General features: G+C 58.5%; 18 protein-coding genes, 1 pseudogene and 1 CRISPR repeat array (1 of these 20 cut by a window edge). Of the genes and pseudogenes, 7 read left to right on the top strand and 12 right to left on the bottom strand.

What is annotated here, in order from left to right; all coding sequences use genetic code 11:
• A CRISPR array of direct repeats spans nucleotides 1-2,819; the repeat unit is 28 nt; unit sequence TTTCTGAGCTGCCTGTGCGGCAGCGAAC (it extends 1,530 nt beyond the left edge of the window).
• A 129-nt stretch (nucleotides 2,820-2,948) separates the two neighbouring features.
• The 7 genes from cas6f to F451_RS0107000 form a co-directional block, all read right to left on the bottom strand.
• Nucleotides 2,949-3,512 carry a type I-F CRISPR-associated endoribonuclease Cas6/Csy4 gene (gene cas6f / locus F451_RS0107030; RefSeq protein ID WP_020680651.1) on the bottom strand — a complete coding sequence of 188 codons (564 nt, stop codon included), beginning with the start codon at nucleotides 3,510-3,512 and terminating at the stop codon, nucleotides 2,949-2,951.
• 3 nt (nucleotides 3,513-3,515) lie between these two features.
• Complete coding sequence (gene csy3, locus F451_RS0107025) at nucleotides 3,516-4,553, bottom strand: type I-F CRISPR-associated protein Csy3 (protein ID WP_020680650.1); 1,038 nt, start codon at nucleotides 4,551-4,553, stop codon at nucleotides 3,516-3,518.
• Nucleotides 4,554-4,565: 12 nt separating this feature from the next.
• Entirely contained in the window at nucleotides 4,566-5,537 is a 972-nt protein-coding gene (gene csy2, locus F451_RS0107020; protein WP_020680649.1) for a type I-F CRISPR-associated protein Csy2, read from the bottom strand.
• Entirely contained in the window at nucleotides 5,530-6,840 is a 1,311-nt protein-coding gene (gene csy1, locus F451_RS0107015; RefSeq protein WP_020680648.1) for a type I-F CRISPR-associated protein Csy1, read from the bottom strand. The genes csy2 and csy1 overlap by 8 nt, the downstream gene beginning before the upstream one ends.
• Before the next feature lie 17 nt (nucleotides 6,841-6,857).
• Nucleotides 6,858-10,130 carry a type I-F CRISPR-associated helicase Cas3f gene (cas3f, locus tag F451_RS0107010; protein WP_240476455.1) on the bottom strand — a complete coding sequence of 1,091 codons (3,273 nt, stop codon included), beginning with the start codon at nucleotides 10,128-10,130 and terminating at the stop codon, nucleotides 6,858-6,860.
• Nucleotides 10,131-10,135: 5 nt separating this feature from the next.
• Nucleotides 10,136-11,113, bottom strand: coding sequence for a type I-F CRISPR-associated endonuclease Cas1f (cas1f, locus tag F451_RS0107005; RefSeq protein WP_020680646.1), 978 nt, complete (start codon nucleotides 11,111-11,113; stop codon nucleotides 10,136-10,138).
• Between the two features lie 112 nt (nucleotides 11,114-11,225).
• Complete coding sequence (locus F451_RS0107000) at nucleotides 11,226-12,065, bottom strand: helix-turn-helix transcriptional regulator (protein ID WP_020680645.1); 840 nt, start codon at nucleotides 12,063-12,065, stop codon at nucleotides 11,226-11,228.
• A 111-nt stretch (nucleotides 12,066-12,176) separates the two neighbouring features.
• On the opposite strand from F451_RS0107000, the pseudogene F451_RS26615 reads away from it, so the two are divergent.
• Nucleotides 12,177-13,004 (top strand): annotated as a pseudogene (locus F451_RS26615) (VIT1/CCC1 transporter family protein).
• Nucleotides 13,005-13,203: 199 nt separating this feature from the next.
• Here the strand turns inward: F451_RS26615 and F451_RS0106990 are convergent.
• Entirely contained in the window at nucleotides 13,204-14,058 is an 855-nt protein-coding gene (locus F451_RS0106990; protein ID WP_020680642.1) for an SMP-30/gluconolactonase/LRE family protein, read from the bottom strand.
• Between the two features lie 121 nt (nucleotides 14,059-14,179).
• Here F451_RS0106990 and F451_RS0106985 point away from each other — a divergent pair, with 121 nt between their 5' ends.
• Both F451_RS0106985 and F451_RS0106980 read left to right on the top strand, forming a co-directional pair.
• Complete coding sequence (locus F451_RS0106985) at nucleotides 14,180-14,953, top strand: helix-turn-helix domain-containing protein (RefSeq protein ID WP_020680641.1); 774 nt, start codon at nucleotides 14,180-14,182, stop codon at nucleotides 14,951-14,953.
• A 182-nt stretch (nucleotides 14,954-15,135) separates the two neighbouring features.
• Nucleotides 15,136-15,906, top strand: a complete 771-nt coding sequence (locus F451_RS0106980) for a DUF4124 domain-containing protein (RefSeq protein ID WP_020680640.1) — start codon at nucleotides 15,136-15,138, stop codon at nucleotides 15,904-15,906.
• On the opposite strand, the gene F451_RS0106975 is transcribed toward F451_RS0106980, so the two are convergent.
• Genes F451_RS0106975 through F451_RS0106960 form a run of 4 tightly spaced genes read right to left on the bottom strand, consistent with a single transcriptional unit; the run spans nucleotide 15,900 to nucleotide 20,027 of the window.
• Complete coding sequence (locus tag F451_RS0106975) at nucleotides 15,900-17,006, bottom strand: ABC transporter substrate-binding protein (protein WP_020680639.1); 1,107 nt, start codon at nucleotides 17,004-17,006, stop codon at nucleotides 15,900-15,902. The two genes, F451_RS0106980 and F451_RS0106975, sit on opposite strands and share 7 nt — an antisense overlap.
• A complete protein-coding gene (locus F451_RS0106970; RefSeq protein WP_020680638.1) occupies nucleotides 17,006-18,436 on the bottom strand; it encodes a sensor histidine kinase in 1,431 nt (476 codons plus the stop codon). The genes F451_RS0106975 and F451_RS0106970 overlap by 1 nt, the downstream gene beginning before the upstream one ends.
• On the bottom strand, nucleotides 18,411-19,082 hold the full coding sequence (locus F451_RS0106965) for a response regulator transcription factor (RefSeq protein WP_020680637.1): 672 nt from the start codon (nucleotides 19,080-19,082) through the stop codon (nucleotides 18,411-18,413). The genes F451_RS0106970 and F451_RS0106965 overlap by 26 nt, the downstream gene beginning before the upstream one ends.
• Before the next feature lie 39 nt (nucleotides 19,083-19,121).
• A complete protein-coding gene (locus F451_RS0106960) occupies nucleotides 19,122-20,027 on the bottom strand; it encodes a transcriptional regulator GcvA (RefSeq protein WP_040879491.1) in 906 nt (301 codons plus the stop codon).
• Between the two features lie 555 nt (nucleotides 20,028-20,582).
• Between F451_RS0106960 and F451_RS0106955 the strand changes: the two genes are divergently transcribed.
• The 4 genes from F451_RS0106955 to F451_RS0106940 all read left to right on the top strand — a co-directional run bounded on the left by F451_RS0106955 (nucleotide 20,583) and on the right by F451_RS0106940 (nucleotide 25,883).
• Nucleotides 20,583-21,686 carry a 4-oxalomesaconate tautomerase gene (locus F451_RS0106955; protein ID WP_020680635.1) on the top strand — a complete coding sequence of 368 codons (1,104 nt, stop codon included), beginning with the start codon at nucleotides 20,583-20,585 and terminating at the stop codon, nucleotides 21,684-21,686.
• 120 nt (nucleotides 21,687-21,806) lie between these two features.
• A complete protein-coding gene (locus F451_RS0106950) occupies nucleotides 21,807-22,928 on the top strand; it encodes a Bug family tripartite tricarboxylate transporter substrate binding protein (protein WP_020680634.1) in 1,122 nt (373 codons plus the stop codon).
• Between the two features lie 72 nt (nucleotides 22,929-23,000).
• Entirely contained in the window at nucleotides 23,001-25,016 is a 2,016-nt protein-coding gene (locus F451_RS0106945) for a tripartite tricarboxylate transporter permease (protein WP_020680633.1), read from the top strand.
• A 12-nt stretch (nucleotides 25,017-25,028) separates the two neighbouring features.
• Nucleotides 25,029-25,883 carry a universal stress protein gene (locus F451_RS0106940; protein ID WP_020680632.1) on the top strand — a complete coding sequence of 285 codons (855 nt, stop codon included), beginning with the start codon at nucleotides 25,029-25,031 and terminating at the stop codon, nucleotides 25,881-25,883.
• Nucleotides 25,884-26,178 lie beyond the last annotated feature (295 nt).

Genomic DNA, 26,178 nt, shown 5'->3' with positions numbered 1-26,178 from the left:
CCCCGATAAGGCTGATCACGGCGGCGTCTGTTTTCTGAGCTGCCTGTGCGGCAGCGAACCGTCCTGTTGCGTCCTGGGCCGAATTACTGGCTTTCTGAGCTGCCTGTGCGGCAGCGAACCCACCTGCAGATCCCGCATCAGCGTGTCTTCCTTTCTGAGCTGCCTGTGCGGCAGCGAACCCCCAGACGCTTCTAACGATGTCTTGCGTAGTTTTCTGAGCTGCCTGTGCGGCAGCGAACTTCGATATCCTGGGCTGGACCAACGATATCAATTTCTGAGCTGCCTGTGCGGCAGCGAACGTGAAATCCAGCTGCAGTTCAGTGGGGCTGATTTTCTGAGCTGCCTGTGCGGCAGCGAACGGATGGCGACGCATGACGTTATATATCCAGACTTTCTGAGCTGCCTGTGCGGCAGCGAACCTTGTTGACGGCGTTGAAGGTGTTCCGGAAGCTTTCTGAGCTGCCTGTGCGGCAGCGAACGTGCGCTTCACGTAGCCGTAGTGGGCGCCCATTTTCTGAGCTGCCTGTGCGGCAGCGAACTGTCTGGAACACCTTTTGCAATCACTATGGAATTTCTGAGCTGCCTGTGCGGCAGCGAACTCTGCAATCTTTGCGCATCCGCAGCGCGCTATTTTCTGAGCTGCCTGTGCGGCAGCGAACTCACCGGCCTTGCTATTCTCTTCGGCCATCCTTTTCTGAGCTGCCTGTGCGGCAGCGAACATTGCCACAGTGCGGGCACGTAACGTGCCCCATTTCTGAGCTGCCTGTGCGGCAGCGAACCACACCATCGTTATCAATGGCACCGGCGAGCATTTCTGAGCTGCCTGTGCGGCAGCGAACGATTGCGAGCGCTTCCCCAACTACATCACCCATTTCTGAGCTGCCTGTGCGGCAGCGAACACAGTCTCCGCAGCAGGCGAACTTACCACGCTTTTCTGAGCTGCCTGTGCGGCAGCGAACGGGTTTAAACCCCCGGGCTGAATTATCTTTTTTTTCTGAGCTGCCTGTGCGGCAGCGAACTCGCGGATATGGAAGAAGCGAAGATCCTTGAGTTTCTGAGCTGCCTGTGCGGCAGCGAACGCTACACCGTGGCTCAACCATTTCGATATACTTTTCTGAGCTGCCTGTGCGGCAGCGAACTTTTTCATCACCTGCTTTCTCTTCAGCAGCAGTTTCTGAGCTGCCTGTGCGGCAGCGAACCGAGACCAGAGGCTGGCCGCGCTGGTGTAGTTTTTCTGAGCTGCCTGTGCGGCAGCGAACAAGCAGCTGGACACCGCTGTGCTGCAGTTGATTTTCTGAGCTGCCTGTGCGGCAGCGAACTGCTGGAACCGGCGCGATACAAGGCCGCTCATTTTCTGAGCTGCCTGTGCGGCAGCGAACTGTGTATCAGTGACGCGCGTGGCGGCCGATACTTTCTGAGCTGCCTGTGCGGCAGCGAACACGGAAGTTAAGCATGAAGGCAAGCCGTACCTTTTCTGAGCTGCCTGTGCGGCAGCGAACTCTTGCCGTTCCACACAAACTCGACGCTGCCCTTTCTGAGCTGCCTGTGCGGCAGCGAACCCGAAGTTGAGCGCGCATCCGTTTGTGCTGTTTTTCTGAGCTGCCTGTGCGGCAGCGAACTTAATGCTGGCTATGCCCAAGCGTCCCCTGTGTTTCTGAGCTGCCTGTGCGGCAGCGAACGTAAGCATCTGTTCGCCCCTGCTCACCCGCCTTTTCTGAGCTGCCTGTGCGGCAGCGAACGTGAGTGCTTCCTGCAGTTCTATGATGCTGATTTTCTGAGCTGCCTGTGCGGCAGCGAACCAGAAGAAGGGCGTCGCCGGTATGGGCCGCATTTTCTGAGCTGCCTGTGCGGCAGCGAACGAGAAAGAGTTAAGCCACCTGCTGTACAAAAATTTCTGAGCTGCCTGTGCGGCAGCGAACGCTGCCCTGCGCGATGCAATCAAAGTTGTGATTTTCTGAGCTGCCTGTGCGGCAGCGAACTAGCGGATGAATGAATACCCGTTGCCCCAGGTTTTCTGAGCTGCCTGTGCGGCAGCGAACTCCAGCGCCTCAGTGATGCCGCCGTATTTCACTTTCTGAGCTGCCTGTGCGGCAGCGAACATTCGGACCCCCACCCGCGCGAATCTCAACCGTTTCTGAGCTGCCTGTGCGGCAGCGAACCTGCTGAAGGTTACTGCGGCCAAGGCCCTGTTTTTCTGAGCTGCCTGTGCGGCAGCGAACTTTCCGAGCCATCGGTATTAGCTGGATTCCACTTTCTGAGCTGCCTGTGCGGCAGCGAACCGTATCGGTCAGGGCCGCGCCCTGATGGACGATTTCTGAGCTGCCTGTGCGGCAGCGAACACGCATCGCCAATGGTGCTACCATCCCCAACATTTCTGAGCTGCCTGTGCGGCAGCGAACACCCCGTCAGAGAAGTTACTAGCCTCGTTTTGTTTCTGAGCTGCCTGTGCGGCAGCGAACTCGCAGCCCGGGTAGAGCTTGATGCTGTCGCCTTTCTGAGCTGCCTGTGCGGCAGCGAACTTCGAAGTCCTGGGAGTTCGCCGGCATGGCTGTTTCTGAGCTGCCTGTGCGGCAGCGAACGGCTGGCAGCATGATTTTCTGGTGGCTGTACTTTTCTGAGCTGCCTGTGCGGCAGCGAACGTGGTAACGAACAGGGCTATATTGCTGGGCTTTTTCTGAGCTGCCTGTGCGGCAGCGAACGGCCAGGATATGACGTTCTCAACGATACAAAATTTCTGAGCTGCCTGTGCGGCAGCGAACATCAGGCCCAGCGGACGGCGCGGCGATTGAATTTTCTGAGCTGCCTGTGCGGCAGCGAACTAGCTGATGTTGCATGTAATCCACTGATTATTAAAGAGCGGAAAGGCAAATATGGCTCAACCCCCTTCCGTTTGGGCTGAGCCTAACCTTTTGATTTATAAAGCAGCAATTATTTGTCTAAAAAAAGGGTTAAAACCAAGGGATCGTTGCCGTGGCACTTAAACCGTAACTGCTGAAATCCCCCTTCACCGGTTTTTCCTGCAGTGGAAGATGCTCAATGAACAGGCAAAAAGCCTGACCCGTGCTTTGACTCCGAATCGAGACATACGGCTGTTCGACCGGCTTGACGACAGTATCAGGGATCGTTTCCTGCGCTTGCTCTGCCGATACCTGATGCCGTTTCATGTATCGCCGGCGAATTCGATCTGCGTTCGACTTTGGCTGTACGCGGCGGACCACGCGGTAGTGATGCTGATCCGGAATGACCGACACTCCACCCACCGAAACGTGATCCCGCATCCCCTTCAGCCAGTTCATGTCCATCAAGCCTTGCAATGCGCCCTCCCGGCCATGAATGCGAACATGGTCGCCCATCGTTCGTGGGCGAGTCGCATGGGCCGGAAAGCTGATACCAATATGGTTGCTTTCAAGTTCGACCAGGGCACGGTGCAATTTGTTAAACAGCGCCCCCAGAAGCAGGCTGGCGCCAAACTCCGGATCCGGCCGTAAATGGATGTCGATGTAATAATCCATGGCTTAGCTGTCCTTCTCGCCGAAGACTCCACCTCGCACCAACGTGGCCATCACGAAATGTTGATCGCCTTCACTCGGGGTCTGATCCTTTAGTACCCAGCTATCGAGCAGATTGTAAAAATCGGCCTTTTGCTTGGGCTGCCGGTACGCCTTGCCCTGCGATGTCACCGATCCATAAGGTTCGACAGCAATGGGCCCCAGGCCGTTTTCATCCGGATACCAGGTATCGATCGTACGCAGTGCGTTGCCGATCTTCTGGCTGTGCATGGCGGCCACATCACCCACTGTGTAAAGGGTTTTACTTTTCTGCCCCTTCTTGTCGCCGCGATCCAGAATCAGTTCCTGCGACGGGTACACTTCCTGGCCGTCTCCCATTCGTGCATAGGCGATCACGTCCAGCAATACATAGCCTTCACCCGACAGCCCGCTTTCAATGGCTTGGGCCAGTGCCGCCAACGGCGCCTTGGCGTTGTCCGGTTCGTCAAACTTGCGCAGTGACAGGCTATGGGCATCAAAAGTACCCAGTTCTGCGGCTTCGCCGCGTTGCAAATGCCGGATCTGCACCTCAACCTGTTCGGCCCCAATACGGTTGCGCCACAGGAAACGACCATTCGCCAGGTTGCAGGCATAGCGTTTCGCCAATTCCGCAAAGCCGACATTGTCACTGTAGTTCTGCACCGTGGCCTGCAGCTTCTGCTGATAATCGGCGTTATTACAGGCAGAGGGAGTCCCGGCCCCACCCAGCACGCGCAGGGTAAAACGCACCCGTAACGTATCGGCTGTGTTCGGCAAGGTCGCTACGTCCACTGTTTGCAGGTTGGGTGACTGGATAGAGGCATCCAGTTTGCCCGGATCCTGATCCTTTGTTTTCAATCGATTGGAGATAGTCCCGCGCACGGATTTTTCCCGCACGCTCACCGGCTCCCAGTTTGCGCCGTTTTGCCGGTCATTCCAGTTGCCTGCACTAAACAGGGCATCAGACGGATCCAGCTTGCGCTCAAATGCCAGTACAGACGCGGTTTTCAGATCATTATTGGCCATGGTTCATGTTCCTTATGCAATGCCAGACGTGGCAACAGTTAACGAATCAGAGTAGTGATTGATACAGCGATAGATGCCGCTTTCGGTATCGGCGCTGGTATGCCAAAACAGCTGTTCCAGGGTGGATAACCGGTGTGGGCCAATCCACTCGCCAAGCGAGTAAAGGCTTTCGACAAAACGAAAGGGCGTATTCTCGTCACGGGCATTGGCAACTTCACCTGCGCCATACAGAGGCGACAGCGCGCCATACCCCACCGGCACCGGTGCCAGCCAGCCCGCAGTCTTGCGAATGCCCCAGTGCATTGCTTCAGGGTTGTCGGGATCGGGAATGTCGGGCTCGATATTCAGCCTGCACAGGTCCATCAATGCATCCAGCGCACTGGCGTCTGGCATGTGCTCGCGCATTTGCAACAGCCGTTCACTCAGGCGGTCTTCACGCTGCACCAGTGCGAAGCCCGGCAATAGACGACGGCGCAGTTTCTGAAAACCCTCGGCCTGCCCTTCCAGATCAGAGGCCCAGGGCAACCACTGGCCGGCGTAACGTTTGCCCCGGCGCTGCGGCAGGATGCTCCCGCCTGCCAGCCGCATGCCCTGTACGGCATCCATGACATCCTCGGCAAAACAGACGCCTTCGTTATCCGTTTTATAATCCTTGATACCGATAAGCAGGCTGACTTCCAGGTGAGCCCTGCCCTCTTCAACGATAGCGGCGGTCTTTTCCCTGTCCAGTGGGTTGCGGGTCAGGCTGAATACCTGGGTGCGTTTACCGGCAGGCCTGTAGACCTGGGGTTCAAAGCGATGACAGACGATACCAATTCCGGCAAAACCCTCCTGCAGTTCTGCGCGAAAGCGCCGCTCCAGCGCATGAGCAAAACCGGTGAAGGCGGTGGGTGAAGGAAACCCCCAGCTTAAAGGACCGGAGATGGCATTGGCATTTTGCACCTGCAAGCGAGGCAGCATGAGTACAGCATTCAGTTCAGTCATCGGCTTCCAGCTCCATTCGGATCATGCGTAGTTCCTGTTCAACAACCGATTGCCATGCCTGTGCCTCAGCCTGCCCCATCGAAAGTTCCGCCTTGTTCAAGCGAGCATTCAGCCAGTTGCCGAAGCGTCGACTGATGCCCAGTTGCCACTCCCCACGACTGCGCTCGGCAGCAAAGTCGGCATCCAGGCCGGCGCGCTGCGGATCGAGCCAACACTGTTCGTCACTGTTCAGGCGGCAGTCCTGATGCCGACTCCAGCCGGCTGGCAGAGCCTGCAGTTCGGCGGCAAGCAATAGCAGCTCATTGCAAAGATCGCCCACCAGCCCAGCGCGCGTTTCACGGATACGCAAATTGTTTGCCGTGCTGGCGCGGCGCAGAAATTTGGCCAGGGCACCGCCCAGCTCGCGTACCCGCGTACGGCCGCTGAAAAGGCGTTCAAAAACACTCTCGATATACAGAGGCACCGGTAGCGGATCGGACCGCCAGTTGGGCGGCACGGAGCGCAACAGGTAGTTTTCGCCAAAACGCTCGCTGTTTAGCTGGCTGATATTCTGCGGCTTGGTGCCACCAAAATTCTGAATCGCCAGATCCGGATATTCCCGATACCCCGTCGAGTAAGACTCACCCGCCCGGCGTGCTGCCCGTGCAGCCTTGGCGGTATCAGAAAATCGATCTTCACGAATCGTTTGCCAGGCACGATGGACGAGCGCCGTCGGGAATAGCGGCGCCAGCAGATGATAGTTCCCGCCCGCGAGCGGCCAATAGAGCTGCTTGGCCAGCTTGTGTGACGAGGCCTGGCCTTTGGATTGCACCAGGCCGGCAAACGCGGCCATCCAGCTTTGTGCCTGCTCGGCATCGTCGGAGAAAGCCGCCTGCAATTCTGAATCCTGATGACTGGCCAGCTCCAACAGGGTTTGTCCATTCACCTGTAGTCGCAGGAACTTGTACACATCCAGCGCCGCCGCATTTCCAACCACATCACCGGCCACATCCGCCCCCAGGCTCTGGGTGCCAACCAGCAGATCGCCAGCAGCAGGATTCCCGGGCTGATTAAAGCTGCTCCCCCTGGCATCAGGATGGGTAAACTTGATCGCGTGGGTCACCTGCTGGATTTGGCCAACGCGCTTCGCCGCATCGGGAATCCAGGTATCGGGCTGATACTTTTCAAGCAATTTTTGACGCTCATCCTGAGCACCATCTTTTAGTTTTTCCAGCTTGACCTGAAGACGCTCCTGCAAGAAGCCGTTGATGACTGCCTGTAGCTGTGTCTTTCGAGATGTATGCAGTCTGTTAATATCATCCATAGTTCACCTCCCCTTCCCTATCTGTTTTGCCTGAATCGGCTAAAACCCAGCGCCGGATGGTAAGACCACTCCTGCGCTCCATCCTTGCCCGGCAAGTCAACAATCCCAAAGCGCCGTGCACAGTCCAAAGCTTCCAGCCCCAACCTTTCGCAAAGGGACTCCAACGCCTCTTCGTAATCAGGTTCCCCCCAGAATGCGATCCGATCACCCAGTTGCAGCTTGATCGGATGCAGCCGTGTGCCATCCAGGATCGGTCGGCCCTCATCAATACGATAAAAGCCAATCACACCTTCGTCATCGGGCAGCAGCCCAAAGCGCTGGCGACCCAATGGGTCATCACGAAATCGCTGTTTGCGTTGCAACTCACCACTGAGCATCGCCGGGGTCGTCCAGCAGGCGGTTACCGGCAGTGCTGTCTGCCTTGTGGTGCCCGCCGCCCCCAACATCAAATCACTCAGCCTGGTATGTTCCAGATCGACCAGATTGCTGCGCGGATGCAGTTCATCGCGTTCCCTGATGCGTGACGCGGCATCGATGATCGAGATCTGTTCAGTCGTCAGCAGTTCGTTCAAGTGGTGCGAATCCAGCGGGAACTCCTTGCTTTCAAATCCGGGTCGGCAGTACGCGGGTTTCGTAAGCCCCTGTTCCAGATGGCGGATATTGGTATCCAGCACGCAGAGATTGGGAAGGTCCCAAACCTCTGGCCGGTGACGACGTATACGCCCGGCCAGCTGGATAATGGAACGCATGGACGAAGGTTCCACGATGCTCCAGTCGTAATCATGATCACGACCCACTTCAGCTACGGCCGTCGCCAATACCACGAAGATCTGATTTTGCTCGGGATTTTCGTCCAGTACTTGCCGCAGCTCGGTATCGTCAAACAACGCCATGGGCTTCTTGCGGTTAAGCAGATTGTCCAGGCGTCGTTCGATACCCGAGCGCACCAGCAGCGGGTGCTGTGAGTGATAGACACACAGATGAACGCGGCTGCCTTGCGGTGCACCTTGCGCACAAAACGCTTGTGCCACCTGAACCAATGGATCGATGTTGGCCATGCGAATCAAGCCAAAGCTGACCCGCTTGCCACTGACTGGATCTGCCTCATGATTATGGGTGTGCAAAACCTGTACTTGCTGCTGCAACAACAACGCCAGTTGACTACACAGTTGCTCGCGTGACTGGCCCGGGGCGATAGTCAGAGGTTGAATAAAGGCCCGCCGACGCGCCTTCTCGCGGCCTAGATGATTCAAGCGCTTTTCCACAAACGCCCTGTGTAAACGCAAAAAGTCCTGGCCCTCGGCATGGTCACTCATACTGACGCCAAACTCATCGAACCAGGCACAGGGTACGTTCAGTGCCTGACCCGGCACACCCCGGTTTTGCTGATAAATTCGCCGCCCTTCCAGGTAGGCATGAAACAACCCCTGCACCAGTGCCGGAGGCAAAGTTGCTGAGGACAACAGGACACGGCTCCCCAGCAGCCCTGCCCAGTGCACCAGCCGCGTCAGGGCCGGCAGGTCTTCGATACCGAAATCATCGGGTTCATCCAGTACCAGATCAGAACTCATGAGTCGCAGCATCGGGGCGATCTGATGACCACCGCGGGTGCTTTCACAAGCCGGAATCAGATGATCAATGGTGCAGGCCAGAATGGGGGCATTCAACAGTTTCTGTGCATCCCGATTCGTCCCCAGCCAGCGATTCAGGGGCCCATCTTCCAGGCTGCCTTCAAAGTGCACATACTGATTATCCGGTAACAAATCGCCACTGGATTCAGAGCCATGTCCGGCAAGTACCGATTCTGCCTGTTGCATCTCATGCAGTTGCCGGGCTGCACCGCCACCGACCAGTACGGCCAAGTCTTCCGCACCCAGCCCAAGGCGTTCCCGATAGGCATCACCGGTTTGCAAGGTCAGCGTGCGCAATCCCAGCGCAATGCAGAAACGTGCCCCCTGCTGCGGATTGGCAAGCGCGTACATGATACGGCCATTGGCCAGTGTCTTGCCGCAGCCGGTGGACGCCATGTTGATGCCGAAGAAGCCCTGCTGGGCACTTCGTTCCTGCAAGCTCTCGGCCAGATCAAAGGCACGGTCCTGCCAGCGAAAAGCGGTTATTTTGCTGCGCTGCCGAAAGCCCTTATGACGCGCGATACGCGGCAACTGTCCGGCCATACGTGGCAATGCCCGCACAATACGCCCGGCATTCACTTCAACGCCGATAAGATGTTCGTCTAGTCTCTGTTTGGGCGCGCCGGTTTCGCGATCCGTATTGGCGATCAAGGGATAGTCCTTGTCGCCGTACAGTGCATGACTGGGCAGGCTGGAGTAATAGTGATCGGCCAGCATCAGCGCCAGGCGCGACAAATGCAGCCGGTAGGCATCACATTGCCAGCCGGCTAATCGCGTTGCCGCATCTTCATCCTTTAACCCGAAATGTCGCTGCAGGGCTCGCGCTATCCTGGCGGCGTGTTCACACCAGTGCTGGCTGTTAAACGGCAGGCCCTTGCTGAAGGTCCAACAGGCTTTTATCGCCTTTTCATCCGCATCAGACCGGGTGCCGCACCAATGGGCTTCGATACTCAGCGGGAGATGCTTCAGTGCCGGCAAAACAACAGGGGCACCTATCATTTGCGACGGCAGGCGATGATGACTCACGATCAGCCAGCCCACCGCCTGCGCCAGCGGTGGAAGCGTTTTAAACGGGCTGGGCAGGGGGCGGCCCGAGCCATCGCATAGCAGCGACTCCTTCCAGGCCCCGTTGTTTGTCGCCGAACCGTCCACCAGCCGCTGCAGCCAGCGCTCGTCGCTGTCGGTGCCGACAAAAGCCTGAAAAAGGCGAAGCGACACCCACTCATGACGGTGGGCATCGGCAACCGGTTTACGGCTGGTCAGCTTTTTCTGAAATGCCAGATTGGCCTTGCCAAAGTCATGAAACAACCCGGCAATTGACGCCAAAAGGCGTACTTCTTCGGCGCTGTGCCAGTCGTTTTCATCACCACGGCGCAGGATATCCCGCTCGGTCGTATTGGTTGGGGTTGCGCCCTGCATGTTGAAGCGCCGGGCATCACCCACAATCCAAATCATCTCGCTATGATCCTTGCCACGAATCCAATGACAGGCAACCGCGGTATTTTTACGGGCTGTTTTACGCAGAAGCTTGTGTAGCGTGGTCAGGCCCTGCTGGGTGATGGCTGTTTGCCAGGTACGTTCACCCCGTCGCTCTGCGAACTGGTCCAGAATGCGCCGGGTTTCTGCCAGGGCATTCTTGTTGCACTGGGAGATCAGCATGATATTCAACTGGCGCGCGCTCCCAGCACTGTGGCCACATCTTTGAGAGTATCAATCATGAAATCGAGTGCTTGTGTACGGGTCAGGCTTTCAATACAGGCCTGCCGAAACTCCTGCTCCTCATGCCCCGCCATCGCTGAGATAAAAGCCTGCGGTAAAATAACGGCATCCTTCACCAGGTCGGCAACATCGAACACCAGACCACCGCGTCGGGTTTTCCCGTGTAACACCGCTAGCCCATGGGGCAACCCCAACACCCAGGTCGCGGTTGCTCCCAGTCCGTACGCAAGGTAATTCCCATGATCGAGAAAGCGATTGGCCGGATCAGTGCCATTACCCCGCTTCGCTCTGATGAAATCGCCGTACTTCATGGTGCGTGCCGCCAGTTTGAAAAGCTCCTTCGTTAGCCTGGCTTCCTGCAACAGAAGACTCGTCGTATCACCTGCCTGCTCAATCCCAAGGCGCGTATGCTCCAGCAATGACATCAACACATCGGCAGAAGGGACAAATCCACTGTCATGCAGAGCCCGGCTATCCAGCCAAAGGTGCTGCAGGCAACTTAAACGTGCGTACTGAAAAAGCTTGGCCGCCTCCAGCCGCAATTCATCTGCAAACCAGAAACGCACCCACAGCTGCAAATACTCTGTGGGGCGATACTCGCTTTGTGGCGTGAGCCAGGCCACTTCGACATCCACTTCGTTTGCGCTGAACAGTGGCGTGCCGCCACCCCCGCAAAAACCCACCAGCACGCCGGCTTTGGCCAGCTCCCGCATCGCCGCCTGGGTGACCGAAGTACCGGTGCCCAGTAACATGCAGGTGGTATTGGCGATAGGGATGTTCCAGTAAAGAGAGCGCTTACCCTCGTCGGTGACATATTCAACCCGGCCGCCGTTTACCAGGACCCGGCAGTGCTGGAGGTAATACAAATTCGCGCGCTTGGAATGCAAAACGCTTTTCAAATCACTTGGGCTCAAGTCATCCATCTCTCACCTCCGTTAGTGCTGCCCTTACCTTCCATGATCTTTCCCGCCCCGCCAATCCTGCAAAAATAAACAGGTCGCCTGAGGCGACAGGTCCAGCGCCGGGCCCGCGGCCTCAGCTGAACAGCCAGGGCCTGATTTCGTCCAAGTTCACTAGGATCAGCTGCTGGGCTTCGGGGTTGCCGTCGAGCATCTTGATATTCACCTGCATTTCCAACAGCAGGTAGTGGGCCAGGGCGGCGCGGGTCGGCAGGCACAGCTCGCCGTTGTGCATGCCGTAGTCGTGCATCAGGGCATCCTTCTTGGCGTCGCTCAGGCGCGGGTCGGGCTGCAGGCGCAGGCAGACTTCGGTGTTCCAGGCCCGGTCGTCGGCACTGGAATACGCCGAGCGATCCAGCAGTTCGGGGGTGCCGCGAAAGCGGCTGAGGACAAAATCCCGGTAGTCCTGGCTCTTTTCGCAGTAGGCGCGCAGGTGCCAGCGCAGCCCGGTGCTGACAAAGGTATGGGGCGCGATGATGCGCCCGTCACGGCTGGGGTTACTGACCGATACGTAGTCTGTCTCTACGCGTCGCTGCTGGCGGATGGCCTGCAGCAGCGGGCGCATCAGTTCGGGGGTCACGGTGCGCGGCGGATGGGCCAGCGCCAGGTGAGGCAGCTGGCAGGAGGTGCTTTGTGGTGTGGCGTGGGCACGCATGCCCGTCATCCAGCTGAGGAACTCGGTCACGTCGCCATTGATATGCCGGCGCTGAAAATCCGGCGTAGGCACATAGCCCTTGCTGCGGGCGTCGTAATGAAGATTGCGCGGGAAGGCCTCTTTGTAGCCGCCGATATCCTTGCTGGCCTGCTGGCGGCCAATGCCGAAAAACTGGCACAGGTGGGTCGTGGCCACGCGACCTTCCCAGTAGGCGATCAACTCGATCAGCCAGTAACGGCGCTCAACGTCCGACTTGTGCATGCAACATCCCTGCTGACTTCACGGCTGAACTCCCCAGGCCACAATCCGCGGCGAGGACATCCGCTACGCCCCCACTCCAGTTGGGGCTGCGTTAACGGCAATACAGCCTAAGTGCCGCAGACCGGGTTGTCGAGTTACCGCGGCGATATAATCGCCCACTGGCGCACTGCTGCCACCTTCGTGTGCAATATCCAAGACCCCGGCGCCGTACAGCGGGTGCTTGTCGGGTGCGTGACCACCTTCGCGGTGGTCTGCGGCGCGGTTGGTGCCGGCTTCCCCTCGGCGGTGGCGCTGGTGCTGGGACTGGCCAACCTGGTTGCCGATGGCTTCAGCATGGCTATCAGCAATTACGAATCCATCAAGGCGGCGCGGGAATTCAACGACGACATTCGCCGTACCGAGCAGCACCATATCGATACCGTACCCGATAGGTAGCGCGAAGAAATACGCCAGATTTTTAAGCACAAAGGGTTTGAAGGGGACATTCTGGAGGAGATCGTACGCACCATCAGCCAGGACCGAAGCCTGTGGATCGACACCATGCTGACAGAAGAATACGGCCTGCAGAAAGTCAGCCCAAAGCCCTGGAAGTCGGCCTTTGCCACCTTTTGCGCCTTCCTGTTTGTCGGCACCATGCCGCTGGTGCCTTTCCTGGTACCGGACGCGAACATGCAGTGGCAATTTGCCTTCAGCACCGTCATCGCCGCCTTCATGTTCTTCTCCATCGGCATGCTGAAAAGCCTAGTCTTCTCCCTGCCGATGCTGGCATCCGGCGTGCGCACGCTGCTGACCGGCGGCACCGCCGCCGCTCGCAAAACAGCAGTCACAACAACCGGGCGCTTGAATGCTCTGACGCCCAGGAAACCCCAAGGCGTCACGGCATCGATCTTGCCGAAAGCTGGGCCGTGGGCGATCACCACTCTGATATCCCGATGCTGAGCATGACCGGGCATGCCCGCTACATCCCCGGCGACCCGGCACTTGAGAAGGCTGCCAAGGCTTCGGGTTGGCAGGCCCTGCCCGAGGGCTCAAACAGAAAGCCCTCCCCCTCCGTGAACCTCTGAACCACAGAAGCGACCCACAAAAAAGCCGCAACGCTCGGAGGACGTTGCGGCTTTTGGCGATCCCGTCGCCGGAATCAGGGCACCTGAACCGCCCTTACCTCGCCACCAAACATGTAGGGCAGGTAAAGCACCTCCCCCGCGGCACCGATGTCGGCGACACCCGGGTCAAGCTCTGCAACGAGAGTCTGCTCACCGTTCGCAGAGAGACGGAACAGGTGACCGTTCATCCAGTCATTGACCAGCAGCTGATCCCCGATGCGCACTACCCCATCCAGGTTGCCCAGCATTTCGCCGCCAGCCACCTGCACCAGTGTCTTGTCCTGCAGGTCGATACGGATCAGGCTGCCGGCCACCTCAGTGCTGAAGTCAGCGGCAATCGGCGCTCCCCAGCTTGCGACCAACAAAGCATCGCCATCCACCAACAGGCCATTGGGATGCATCAGGCGCTTGTCCTCGAGCCAGAGCGTCAATGCCTGCCCATCGTAGCGGTAGATGGTATTTCCCATCATGTCGGACACGTACACGTCGCCGTTGTCGTTGACAGTCACGTCGTTGAGAAACTGGGCCCGGGGTGGAGAGAACTGCTCCACAATGTCTCCGCTGGCCAGATCGATGACCAGGAAACGGTCAACATCCGTCACAAACAAGTGCCCACCGTGAACCCCCATGCCTTTGGGGGCATTCAACTTGTCCACCCAGTGTTTCTCGATCAGCTCGCCATCAATCGACAATTTTGAAATGTACCCCACACCGTCCTTTTCGGCAGGCTGGCCGTGGATGTTGGAAACGTACAGAAAGCCCCCTTCGTCATCCGACACCACCGATTCCGGCTGATCGAATCCGGATTGTTGCCATATCACCAGGGGGTCCGCCTGGGCAACACCGGATGTCACCAGCGCCAGGGTTAAAGCCGTCAGTGTTTTCTTCATGGATAAGCCTCCATTGCTGTCTTGGGTCCCTTCAACCCTAGCGTCACACCGAGGCGCTTGATACTAAAAACAACAAGGGTATCTTATACAGATACTATTTAACGGCTATCGGTATCGGACCATGTCAAAGGAACTGTTCTCCCGCTTGAAGACCGCACTCAAGGCCCGCGGGCTGACCTACGCCGACATCGCAAAACGGCTGGAGGTGTCGGAAATCACCATTAAGCGGATATTTGCCGAGCAGGACTGCAAGCTCAGCCGCCTGAGCGCCATTTGCCGCGCCGCTGACCTGCAACTGCAGGAGCTGATCGAAGCGGCCGAGCAGAATCTCTCCCCGCCCAACCGGCTGAGCGTCAGGCAGTCCCAGGCCCTCTCCGCCAATCGCTCCCTGCTCTCGGTCTTCCTGCTGCTCCTGAACCGCTACGCCCCCGCCAGAATCCAGGCGATCCACCAGCTCACCGATCAGGTCCTCTATCGATACCTGCGGACGCTGGAGCAACTCCAGCTGATCCAGCTCACGGATACCAACACCGTGAAACTGCTGATCGAGCCACCGGTAGATTTCCTCGCTCACCAGAGCCTCGATCAGCTGATTCGCGAGATCAACGAGGATTTCCTGTGCTGGGTATTTAACCATCGTCACAGTACCGGGTACCGGTTTGAATCCGTGTCACGCCACATGAGCCGGGCCAGTGCGGAAGAGATCTACCGGGACATCAGCGAGCTGAACGACAAGATCAAACGCCTGGCACGAAGGGACCATTTACTGGTGCCCTCGAAAGAGCTGTCCGGTTACAAACTCTCCTGCGCATTTGGTCTGACACCCTTCGACCGGCTTTTCTCAGTCCGGGCACAGGATGCCCCCGACCTGGCCCCTTCGGCCCCGCATCCCTAAAACAGCGGATTGGTTCGATTTAAGATATGAAAGCGTCAGCACGACTTCTGGCTCATGTGCCTATGCGGCCTGCATAGGGCCTGGGCGAGAGGTGTTCGACGGCTGCGTGACGACGTTCGCAGTGGCCGCTCCACCTTTGGGCGATCTACACTGTTTAATAGCTGTAAAACTGGATTCCCGTCATGCAACGCTGTCGTCTGGTGTCTGCACTGATTCCTGCCCTGATGTGGATGCTGGCCTTCGAGGCGCAGGCCGGCATCTACAAGTGCCAGGGGCCGGATGGCCGGCTCAGTTTCTCCAGCCTGCCCTGCCCGGTACAGGAACAGCAGATCGAACATCGCCTCTCCGCCGAGGAGCGGGCGCAACGCCGCCTCGCCGAGGAACAACAGCGCCCGGCCGAAGCGCCGGCGTCCCGGAGCCTGCAACAACCCAGGACGCAAGGCCAGGACGAGGCCGCAACGCCGCAGAACGCGTACGACCGGCTCATGCAAAGGCTGGCCGGACAGGTCTACCGCCGGACCATGCCCGTCGTCGTGGAGTCAGCTGACTCAAGCGCTGCAGCGCAGCCGAAATCCAGCGTCGACCGCCAGGTTGACGCTCTGGTTCGGAACATGGAAAAAGGGCTCACCTTTAAAGTCGAGCCAGGCAGCACCTTCGATGCGGTGAGCAATAGCCCCGCGGATGCCTCGGTACAGCCGGTCGCCGCTTACCTGAACACCAACCTCCACAACCCCGGCTCACTTGAGGTGATCGAATGGGGCCCCGTGCTGAAGGTAATAAAGATCGACAAACAGGATTTCAGCTCCCGCAAGGAGTATCGCGTCAGGCTTCGGTTCCGGGCCAAAAACGGCCTGAGCCGCTATGTTCCGCTCGATCAGGTGTTCATCCTCGACAATAGCGCCACCGTGCTGCGGATCGCCGATTTCGATGGCCGCCCCCTGCAGGACTACTGATCTTCTGCGGCCGATGCACCTGGCCCATTGGGCACCCTGAAGGCCCGGCGCCATTCATCCAGAATCAGACTGCGCTTCATGGCATCGGTCTGCACCAGCAGCGATACGCCCAGCGGTATCGGGCGCAGCGGACTACTGTAAGACAAGCGCAGATTCTGGGCACTGGTTTCGCCAGATACTTCGTCGCGAATGGGATAGAGGCTCGATTTGTCCGCCAGTATCTGCTGGCCCTGCAGCGACAGCATGAAATCGAGAAAACGCTGCGCGTCCACGGCATTCCCGGAAGCTTTCGGGATAAAGGCACTGCGCATGATCACGGTGGTGTAATCGCTGGGCAAGACTACGCTGAGCACCGGGTATTTCCTGGCCCAGGCATGGGCGTATGAGCCCAGCACGTTGTAGGCAATTACAATGTTGCCCAGTGCCAGCTGCTGCAGCATGGCTGCGCTGCTTGAAAACAGCTGGGTGTCATGCAGGCTGAAGGACTCCAGCAGACGACCGTTGCTGGCGGTGCGCAGGTTGTCGTGGGACCAGACCAGATAGCCAATACCCACGGTTTCAATATCAAAGGTGCCAATCCGCCCGCGCACCTGATCCCCCTTGCGCCGGATCAGGTCAATAAGTTCTGCGCGGCTCGAGGGCAGCGTTTCGTTATCCAGAAAACCACTGTTGATCACCATCACCGCCGGTTCATAGGTAATGCCAAAGATCTCATTGCGCCAGCGGGCCCAGTCGGGCAGCGCCTGAGTCTCGGCCGAACGGTAGGGCTGGGCATAGCCATCGTTGACCAGTTTGAACTGCAGGTCCATGGCCGAACTCATCACCAGATCCGGCGTTTTCGGCAAGTCGGCGAGGAAACGGTTATACAGTTCCCGAGTGCCGAACTCGTGATAATCCACTCTTATCGACGGGTACTTCCGTTGATAGGCCTCCAGTACCGGCGCAATGGCCACAAAATCGGCCCCTCCATGAATCTGCAGCACCGTGGCTTGAGTACCTTTAGCGGGAAGTGCCCAGAGTGTTTCGGCCTGCAGCGCCGTCGCGGTCGCGCTCAGCAACAGGCCAGGCAACAGCCCAATCAGCAACCTTGAAAGCCGCATCACAGGGCCCTCCTGCGGTGAAAACGGACAGTAACAACCAGGCCCGCGGGTTGATTATCGGTCAGCTTCAGGGACGCGCGGTGATAGCTGGCGACGTCCTTGGCGATGGCAAGTCCAAGGCCCGAACCGGAGCGGAGATTATTGGGGCTGCGATAAAACCGCTCGAACACCAGTGGCTTCTCGGCATCCGGAATGCCAGGGCCCTGATCCGCTACCGCCAGGCTGATATACCGCTCGTCCTGTTCCAGCCGCACCTGAACCTCGCTCCCCGGATTGCTGTAACGTATGGCGTTTTCCAGAATATTTTGCACCATCTGGCGCAACGCAAAGGCATTGCCCTGCAACAGCACCGCGTCGTCGCCGTCGTAGGCCAGCTCTACCCCCTGCTCCAGTGCCGGCAATGCCAGTTGGCGGCACAACTCGCGCACCAGTTGGTCCAGTGCCACGGGCTCCATCTGCTGACTGCGCAGACGATGGGCCAGCACCGCCTGACTGAGCAGCTGATTCACCGTATCACTCAGGCGATCCGCCGACTCCAGCACCCGGTTCAGTTGTCTTTGCCGCAAACCGGCATCCTCTTCGTCCAGCGCGTTCTGCGCCTGGGATCTGAGGCCCGCCAGAGGCGTGCGTATCTGGTGTGCCGCCTCGCTGGTTAACCGCTGCAGCCCATCCAGCGTACCGCCCAGCTGCTGCATGAAATGATTAATGGTACCCACCAGCTTGGAAATCTCCCGCGGCACCGCCAGATCCAGCGGGCTCAGGTCCACCGATGAGCGCCGTGCCAGTGCGCTATTCAAGCGCTCCAGCGGGCGCAGGGTCATCCAGATGCCCAGCGATACCAGCAACAGCGCCACGATAAACAGCAACGCAATCAGCTGCAGCGCTCGCAGGCTGATTTCGTTTGCCAGACTGGTGCGGGCAAGAGTCGTCTGGCCAATCTGAATCTGGATATAGCCGCTGAAATCAGTTTCGGTCAGCAGTCGCTCCAGCATGACAAAACGCACCGCTTCACCACGATACGGGGCATCAAAGAACACTTTCCTGAAAGTATCATCATCGGCGGGGCCAGCGTGACGAACCCGGGTAGCGGGGGCAGAGGGCAGGTCGTCGTAACCGGTAATATGCTCGTCATCGGGTCCCAGAATGCGGTAGTAGACCCGGTCATCCGGCGCCAGCGCCAGGGTTTCAAAGGCGGCACGGGGCAGGTCCGCCTCAACCTTGCCCTGTCGCAGCGAAATCTGTTCGGCAATCTGCAGCGCCGCTCCGGTGAGCAGCCGGTCGTAGGACAGCTGTGCGGAGCGCTGGGCATAGGTCTGGGACGCACGCACACCCAGCAGCGACACGGCGATCAGCAGTACGCTGGTCATGCACAGCAGCTTGCGCCGGATTGACCAGCGCGACACATCAGGCCGGCGTATTTTCAACCACATAACCAAGACCCCTGAGCGTGCGTATCTGAACCGAGCTATGCGGCAGCTTCTTGCGCAGGCGCCCCACATAGAGCTCGATGGCATTAGGGCCCGGCGTCTCATCGAAGTTATACAGATGATCGAGCAACTCTTCCTTGCTCAAAACCCGCCCGGTGTGGGCCATGAAGATTTCCAGCAGGCGAAACTCGCGCTGTTTCAGCGCCACCACCTCGCCATCGACGGTCACCACACAGGCGTGACGGTCAAGTTCGGTGTTGCCGATACTGAGCTTGTCCTGCGCCTGCCCCTGACTGCGACGCAGCAGAGCGCGGCTGCGCGCCTCCAGCTCACCAAAGTCGAAGGGTTTGGTGAGGTAATCGTCAGCCCCCAGATCCAGCAGGCTGATGCGGTCTTCGATCTGGCCCCGTGCAGTCAGCACCAGCACCGGCGTGGTGCTGCGGCGCTGGCGCAACAACGACAGCACCTGCTCACCGCCGAGCCCCGGCAGGTTCAGGTCCAGAATGATCAGGTCAAACGTCTGATGCCTGAGGATGTTGTCAGCCTTCGTGCCATCGAGGGCGACATCGGCGGCATGGCCCTGCTTGAGCAGCCGCCGGCTGATGGCCTCAGCCAGGGTCAGGTCATCTTCAACAATCAGAATTCGCATGATGCTACCTATGAATGACCCGCCTTGAGGGCCCAACGCTTAATGCCCGGCGGTCATTTCCTGCTTGATCCACTGCACAAAACGCTGGATATCGGGCCGGTTCAGCGTATTGCGTGTACAGATCAGATAATAGCTGTGGTGAGCACGTACGCTGACATCGAACAGCCGCACCAGTCGCCCGGCACGCAGGTCATCCGCAGCCAGTACGCTGCTGCCAAGGGCAATACCCTGGCCATCCATCGCCGCCTGGAGCACCATGCTGGACATGCTAAAGCGGGGGCCGTTAACCACCTCCAGTTGCGGTACTCCGGCGGCCGACAGCCACTGACTCCAGCCCGGGAATTCGCGATCGTCCGCCCGGCCTTCAAAGTGCAGCAGCGTCTGCCCCGCCAGGTCCGCCGGCCGGTCGAAAACGCAACCACGCTCCAGCAGGCGGGGGCTGCAGACCGGAAAGATGACTTCATCGGTCAGGGCTTCCAAGTGCATGCCCCGTTCCTTGGGCGGGCCGTAGCGAATGGCCAGATCCACATCCTCGTACGAAAAGTCCACCAGCCGGGTGGACGCATCCACCCGCAGGTCGATATCCGGATGCGCCTTGCGAAACAGCTCCAGGCGCGGCAGCAGCCATTTGGCGCCGAAGGATGGCGCGACGCTGATGGTAATCAGATTCCGATTGCCAAACTCCTGCGCCCGGCTTACCGCCTGATTCAGCAGCTCAAACCCGCCTTCAATCAGCGGCAGCGCGGCTCGCCCGGCTTCGGTCAGGCGTACGGACTTGTTCAGGCGCTTGAACAGATCGACACCCAGAAACTCCTCCAGCAGCTTGACCTGCTGACTCACTGCACCCGTCGTCACATGCAGCTCGTCCGCCGCCTTCTTCAGGCTTTCGTGCCGTCCGGCAGCTTCAAAGGCGCGCAACGCTTTAAGGGGGGGTAATCGTCGCATGATGTTCGCTGGCTCCGGCTCTGCTTTGCCCCGGCGTGGGACACTTGCCTACAAATATAGAATAACTAAATCAAATGACGATTATTTCAATATCACAGATATTCATATCATACAAAATCCCAAGAAAAATCTCTTCACATTGTTTTAGATAATCTAATTAACGACAATGACCGGCACTTTCTAGCCCAGCCCGACACCTTCTTTTTCCTGCGCCAAAAAATCAATATCTAGTGCGAAAGCCAGGCCCGTACCTACCTGTAGAATAGGCCGTATAAAATATAATAAACAATGACTTATAAAATAAACGATGTAATAAAAGACGATTTTATCGACGCAAGGAGCGCATGCTTTTCTGAACAGAATTATGAACCCAAGATCGAGGAAAACTATAAATGGTTTAGTTATTCTATATCTGAAATGAAAATTATATGGTTTGTCGGCCCAAATTCCTAAGCGTATCTTGACCACAAATTAGCCAGCACCATCTGGCGCCCAAAAAAATGAAATAGAAATATTAAATCTATTTCGCGTCGAGAACACACCAGGATCGAGATTATGCAGACTTCCATTCCCTGCACCATCATGCGCGGCGGCACCTCTCGCGGGCCCTATTTCCTGGCCTCCAGCCTGCCCGACGACTGGCCCACCCAGGAAAAGGTTCTGCTGGCCGCGCTTGGCTCCCCCAGTGCCCAGCAGATCGACGGTATCGGTGGCGGCACCTCCCTGACCAGCAAGACGGCGATCATCTCGGCCTCCAAACGGCCAGACGCCGATGTCGATTACCTCTTTGCCCAAGTCGGCATCGATACGCTGTCCGTCGATATAGCGCCGTCCTGCGGCAATATTCTGGCCGGTGTCGGTCCCTTTGCCATCGAGTCCGGCCTGGTTAAACCCGGTGCAGACGAAACCGTGGTACGGGTGTTCAACGTCAACACCAGCAAGCTGATCGAGGTGCGGGTAAAAACCCCCAATGGCCAGGTTGAATACGAAGGCGACACCGCCATCGACGGCGTCACCGGTACCGCAGCACCCGTGCTGCTCAATTTTCTCGACGTTGCCGGCAGCAAGACCGGCGCCCTGCTGCCCACCGGCAATGCCTGGGACCTGATCGAAGGCGTCCCGGTCACCTGCATCGATGCCGCCGTGCCCATGGTGGTGATCGCCGCTGAATCCCTCAGCAAGAGCGGCGCAGAAACCAAGGCCGAACTGGACAGCGACACCGAGATGATGGCGCGCATCGAAAGCATCCGCCGTGCGGCCTCCTGGAAGATGGGCCTAGGCGATGCCAGCAACAAGGTCATTCCCAAGGTGGCGCTGGTTTCGGCACCGCGCAACGGCGGCAGTCTCACCTCACGCTACTTCGTACCCGACAACTGCCACGCCAGCCATGCCGTTACCGGTGCAATCTGCGTCAGCACCTGCGCAATGGTGCCAGGCTCTGTGGCCGCACCTTATCTGGGTAACGTATTTGACGATTCGACCCTGCGCATTGAACACCCCAGCGGCCAGATTGAAATCGTGCTGGATATTCAGCCGGCGGCCAAAGGCATCAGTGTGCGCAGCGCCGGTGTAGTCCGCACCGCCCGCAAGCTGATCAGCGGCGATCTCTTTGTACCGAGCTTCATCTGGACCGGTGCCCGCAACTCCAAAGTGTCCTGATGCAAAAAATACCCTGAAATTGCCCCATGACAGGCTGGTGACAGCTTGGGGGCATACCTTCAGCCCTAACCCCGATCCGCAAGGCTCCGGGACCCACAATAAATAAAAGAGACCAAAACCATGAAGAACGCCGACAAGTTCCTGCGTACATTCTCCGCCCGCGCCATTCGTCCCCTGGTTGTCGCCATTGCCTGCGCCAGCGCCAGCGCGCTGAGCGTTACGGCCCCCGTCCTTGCCGCCGATTTCGAAGGCGCCCGCATCGAAATGACCATGCCCTTCAAGGAAGGCGGCGGCACCGACACCTGGGGCCGTTTCTACGCCCCCCTCATCGGTGAACAGCTTCCTGGCCAACCCGTTGTCGTGGTCAAGAATATTCCGGGCGGCGGCTCCACCAGCGGTGCCAACCAATTTCAGATGCGGGCCAAGGCCGATGGCCGCGACATCTTTGCCTCCTCAGGCTCCACCATGTTCCCGTATATCCTGGGCGACAAGCGTGTGAAATATGAGTACAAGGACTGGACCGCCATACTGGCGTCGCCCACGGGAGGCGTGGTGTATATCAGCTCTGACCTGGGTGTCAAAAGCATCGCCGACCTGGCAAAGCTCAAGGATGCTGACCTCAAGTACGCCAGTCAGGGCGCAACCAGCCTGGATATGATTACCCTGCTGTCATTCGAAGTGCTGGGGCTCGATGTCAAATCCGTATTCGGCATGAAAGGAAAGGGCGAAGCACGCCTGGCGTTTGAGCGTGGCGAAGTCAATATCGATGACCAGACCACTTCCGGCTTTATCAAGAAGGTTCAGCCGCTGGTTGATGAGGGCAAGGCCATACCGCTGTTCAGCTGGGGCGTATTGGGCAAGGACGGCAAGATCCAGCGCGATCCGACCTTCCCTGACCTGCCGAGCTTCGTGGAAGCCTATGAGATGGTGCATGGCAGCGCGCCCAGCAGCGAACGCTTCCGCGCCTGGAAAGCCTTCTTTATCGCCGGCTATGCCGCACAGAAAGGCCTGTTCCTGCCCAAGGGCACACCGGATGATGTCGTACAGGCCTACCGGGACGCCGCCGCCAAGGCGATTGCCGCACCGGGTTTCGCGGATAAAGCACAGGATGTACTGGGTGACTACGAGCAGGCCGTTGGCGATGAAGCCAGCAAGATGTTTAGCGAAGCTGTCAGCATGGATGATGAAGCCAGAGCCTGGGTCATCAACTGGCTCAACTCCAAATACAGCGCCGGCCTCTAATTCAGGACCCAAGTCTCACTCCTGCGGGCGGTTCTAACCGCCCTTTTCGCACCCTGTCCAGTGGTGACTCCCATGCTCGACACTCTGACTACATCGCTGCTGACCGTGCTCAGCATGCAGCATATTCTCTATCTGGCAGGCGGTGTTTTTCTCGGCCTGCTGATCGGTATCTTCCCCGGTCTTGGCGGCATCGCCGGCCTGTCCCTGCTGCTGCCATTCCTCTACGGAATGGACCCGATCTCCGCCCTGGCCATGCTGGTCGGCTTGGTGGCGGTTATCCCAACATCAGATACCTTCACTTCGGTGTTGATGGGTATTCCGGGCTCCAGCGCCTCCCAGGCCACAGTACTGGACGGCTTCCCGATGGCCAAACAGGGCCACGCCGCCCGCGCACTGGCCGCCGCCTTTACCGCATCCCTGTTTGGCGGTCTGTTCGGCGCCCTGATGCTGACGGTCTTCGTACTGATCGCCCGACCACTGATTCTGGCCTTTGGCTCGGCTGAACTCTTTATGCTCACCCTGCTGGGTTTGAGCATGGTCGGCGTTCTGGCCGGCAACAGCCTGGTGAAAGGTATCAGCGCCTGCGGCATCGGCCTGTTGCTGGGTTGCCTCGGAGCAGCACCTGCCACTGGCGAATACCGCATGTCTTTCGATAATACCTACCTGATGGATGGCATTCCGCTGGTCGTAGTGGGTCTTGGCATTTTCGCAATTCCAGAAATCATCGACCTGCTGCGCCAGAATCGCGCCATCGCCGAAGCCTCTGAGCTGGGCAGTGGCTGGATCAACGGCTTCAAGGATGTGATCAAGCACAAATGGCTGTCAATCCGCTGTGCGGTACTTGGCACCCTGGTCGGCGCTTTGCCGGGCTTGGGCGGCAGCGTGGTCGACTGGATCGCCTATGGCCATGCGGTGCAAACCACCAAAGCCAAAGACAATCCCCAGTTCGGCAACGGCGACGTACGCGGCGTTATTGCGCCGGAATCAGCCAACAATGCCAAGGAAGGTGGCGGGCTGATCCCCACACTGCTATTCGGTATTCCAGGTTCCGGCAGCATGGCGGTATTTCTCGGTGGCATGGTCCTGATCGGCCTGGAGCCGGGTCCCGCCATGGTGGGCGCTGAGCTCGGTACCACTTACACCATTGTCTGGTCACTGGCTCTGGCGAATGTCATCGGCGCCGGCTCCTGCCTGCTGCTGTCCAAGTGGGTCGCGCGCCTGACGCTGATTCCCTACGCGCTGATGGCCCCGTTCATGCTGATGGTCATCTGCTTTGCCGCCTTCCAGGCCACCCGCAGTCTGGGTGATCTGGTCGCTCTGCTGGGCATTGGCGTGCTGGGTGTGCTGATGAAGCGCTTTGACTGGCCGCGCCCTGCCTTCCTGATCGGCTTCGTGCTTGCCGGTGGCATGGAAACCTATTTGTATCAGGCCGTGCAGTTTGATGGCTGGTCTTTCCTGACCAAGCCTGGCGTACTGATCATTGCCGCGATTACCGTCGCCTCGATCTACTTCGCCGTGCGCACCAAGCCCGCGGACAAAACCGACGACTCAGACGAAACCACCGATACGCAGGCTGCAACTGAAGCACCGCGTCGTCGCGCCAGCAACCTGCGCCCGCAGATCGTTTTCGCCTTCGCCGTGGTCGGCCTCTTTGGCTACGGCCTGTACGATGCGCTGCAGCACTCATTCCTGGGCGGTGTCTTCACCGCAGGTCTGTGCGCCTTCATGCTCGTGATGTCGCTGATCGTGCTGGTCAAACTGCTGCGCGGACGGCTGGAAGACCCGGTGAACTTCGATAATGAAGTGGAGGCCGGCTACAGCAGCGACAACAGCATCACCAGCCTGCCGCATTATGTGTACTGGCTGACCGGGCTGGTGCTGGGCTGCTATCTGTTCGGTTATCTGATTGCCATCGGTCTCTTCTTCGTCATCTTCCTGCTGCTCAAGGCTCGCACGTCGATGATCAAAACGCTGTCGCTTACCGGTGCAGCCCTGGCCTTCCTGGTGGTGTTGTCTCACCTGATGGTGCTGGACATGCCCCGCGGACTGTTGCAGGAAATGGTACAGCTCCCCTGGCCGCTGAGTTAAGAGGTGAGAAGCATGAATGACCCGAAAATACTGCTGACACCGCTGTCGACCAGCGGGCAGGTGGAAGAGCGCTTGCGAGGGGCCCTGGCTGTGGCCCAGTATTTTAAGGCACACCTGCAAGTGCTGCATGCCCAGGCAAGCCCCAGCCAATTCATGCCGCGGGGCGTCGTCGGGCTGTCACAGAAGCTTTTGCAGGAATTGGAAACTATTGCTGACAGCAGCTCCAGGAGTGATGCGCAAAAGCTGCATCAGCGCTTCGCTCGACTCGCCGCTGACAGCAACATCGCCCTTAGTGACTCCTGCCTGGCGGATGCAGCATCCGCCAGCTGGCACAATGTCGCGGGGCTGCGCAGCGAACAGGTAGCCCAGCGAGGCAAGGTTTCAGATCTGCTGATCATCCCCAAATCCAAGAGCGGGGGCGCGACATCAACACTGGAAGCCGCCCTGCTCTACAGTGGCAGGCCGGTGCTTGTGATGCCGCGTACCCAAACCGGCTTCAGCCCGACACGCATATCCATCGCCTGGAACGGCAGTACCGAAGCCGCTCGCGCTGTAGCGAATGCGTTACCCTTCCTGACGCGGGCGCAACAGCTGAGGATTCTCACCCTCGAGCACGGCGAGGAAAAGGAACCGAGCGCTCTTGCACTGCAGCACTACCTGAAGTGTCACGGTATCAACAGCCAAATCGAACAACTGAAACAGCGGAGTCACGATGGCACAGACCTGCTCGATGCCACCAAAGCCGACAAGGCAGAACTGATCGTTATGGGCGCCTACAGTCACAACCGCCTGCACCAGCAGGTATTCGGTGGCGTAACCCGACATGTTCTCGAACATGCCGAGATACCCGTACTGATGAGTCACTGAAACAAACAATGACAGCGAAAGCACACCGAGCCGGCAAAAGACACAGGTCAACACCGGCCTTCAGGCTGTAACTGAAGAGTGCCGTTGTCGTGCCAGCAACCCAAACCCAAGGAGGCAAACCACCCTTAAACCGCAGTGAGACTGTACTAGTTTTATGAATGATTGTTCATTGGCACCGGCCCCGCTTTCGCGGGGCCAACTATTTGTGGCGCAGGCTTTTCGCTTTATTTCACCTCGCCCCGGCTCTGTTAACCCTGCCCCCTCCAACTGGCGCCTTGCACCTTGCACCAGGTAC

Origin of the sequence: Marinobacterium rhizophilum DSM 18822, assembly GCF_000378045.1 — a bacterium.
Classification (GTDB): domain Bacteria; phylum Pseudomonadota; class Gammaproteobacteria; order Pseudomonadales; family Balneatricaceae; genus Marinobacterium_A; species Marinobacterium_A rhizophilum.
This window is presented reverse-complemented; position numbering and strand designations above follow the sequence as displayed.

Bases quoted from the DNA above. Each gene is read 5' to 3' on its own strand.
- cas6f (WP_020680651.1), bottom strand. From the start codon at position 3,512: ATGGATTATTACATCGACATCCATTTACGGCCGGATCCGGAGTTTGGC.
- csy3 (WP_020680650.1), bottom strand. From the start codon at position 4,553: ATGGCCAATAATGATCTGAAAACCGCGTCTGTACTGGCATTTGAGCGC.
- csy2 (WP_020680649.1), bottom strand. From the start codon at position 5,537: ATGACTGAACTGAATGCTGTACTCATGCTGCCTCGCTTGCAGGTGCAA.
- csy1 (WP_020680648.1), bottom strand. From the start codon at position 6,840: ATGGATGATATTAACAGACTGCATACATCTCGAAAGACACAGCTACAG.
- cas3f (WP_240476455.1), bottom strand. From the start codon at position 10,130: ATGCTGATCTCCCAGTGCAACAAGAATGCCCTGGCAGAAACCCGGCGC.
- cas1f (WP_020680646.1), bottom strand. From the start codon at position 11,113: ATGGATGACTTGAGCCCAAGTGATTTGAAAAGCGTTTTGCATTCCAAG.
- F451_RS0107000 (WP_020680645.1), bottom strand. From the start codon at position 12,065: ATGCACAAGTCGGACGTTGAGCGCCGTTACTGGCTGATCGAGTTGATC.
- F451_RS0106990 (WP_020680642.1), bottom strand. From the start codon at position 14,058: ATGAAGAAAACACTGACGGCTTTAACCCTGGCGCTGGTGACATCCGGT.
- F451_RS0106985 (WP_020680641.1), top strand. From the start codon at position 14,180: ATGTCAAAGGAACTGTTCTCCCGCTTGAAGACCGCACTCAAGGCCCGC.
- F451_RS0106980 (WP_020680640.1), top strand. From the start codon at position 15,136: ATGCAACGCTGTCGTCTGGTGTCTGCACTGATTCCTGCCCTGATGTGG.
- F451_RS0106975 (WP_020680639.1), bottom strand. From the start codon at position 17,006: ATGCGGCTTTCAAGGTTGCTGATTGGGCTGTTGCCTGGCCTGTTGCTG.
- F451_RS0106970 (WP_020680638.1), bottom strand. From the start codon at position 18,436: ATGTGGTTGAAAATACGCCGGCCTGATGTGTCGCGCTGGTCAATCCGG.
- F451_RS0106965 (WP_020680637.1), bottom strand. From the start codon at position 19,082: ATGCGAATTCTGATTGTTGAAGATGACCTGACCCTGGCTGAGGCCATC.
- F451_RS0106960 (WP_040879491.1), bottom strand. From the start codon at position 20,027: ATGCGACGATTACCCCCCCTTAAAGCGTTGCGCGCCTTTGAAGCTGCC.
- F451_RS0106955 (WP_020680635.1), top strand. From the start codon at position 20,583: ATGCAGACTTCCATTCCCTGCACCATCATGCGCGGCGGCACCTCTCGC.
- F451_RS0106950 (WP_020680634.1), top strand. From the start codon at position 21,807: ATGAAGAACGCCGACAAGTTCCTGCGTACATTCTCCGCCCGCGCCATT.
- F451_RS0106945 (WP_020680633.1), top strand. From the start codon at position 23,001: ATGCTCGACACTCTGACTACATCGCTGCTGACCGTGCTCAGCATGCAG.
- F451_RS0106940 (WP_020680632.1), top strand. From the start codon at position 25,029: ATGAATGACCCGAAAATACTGCTGACACCGCTGTCGACCAGCGGGCAG.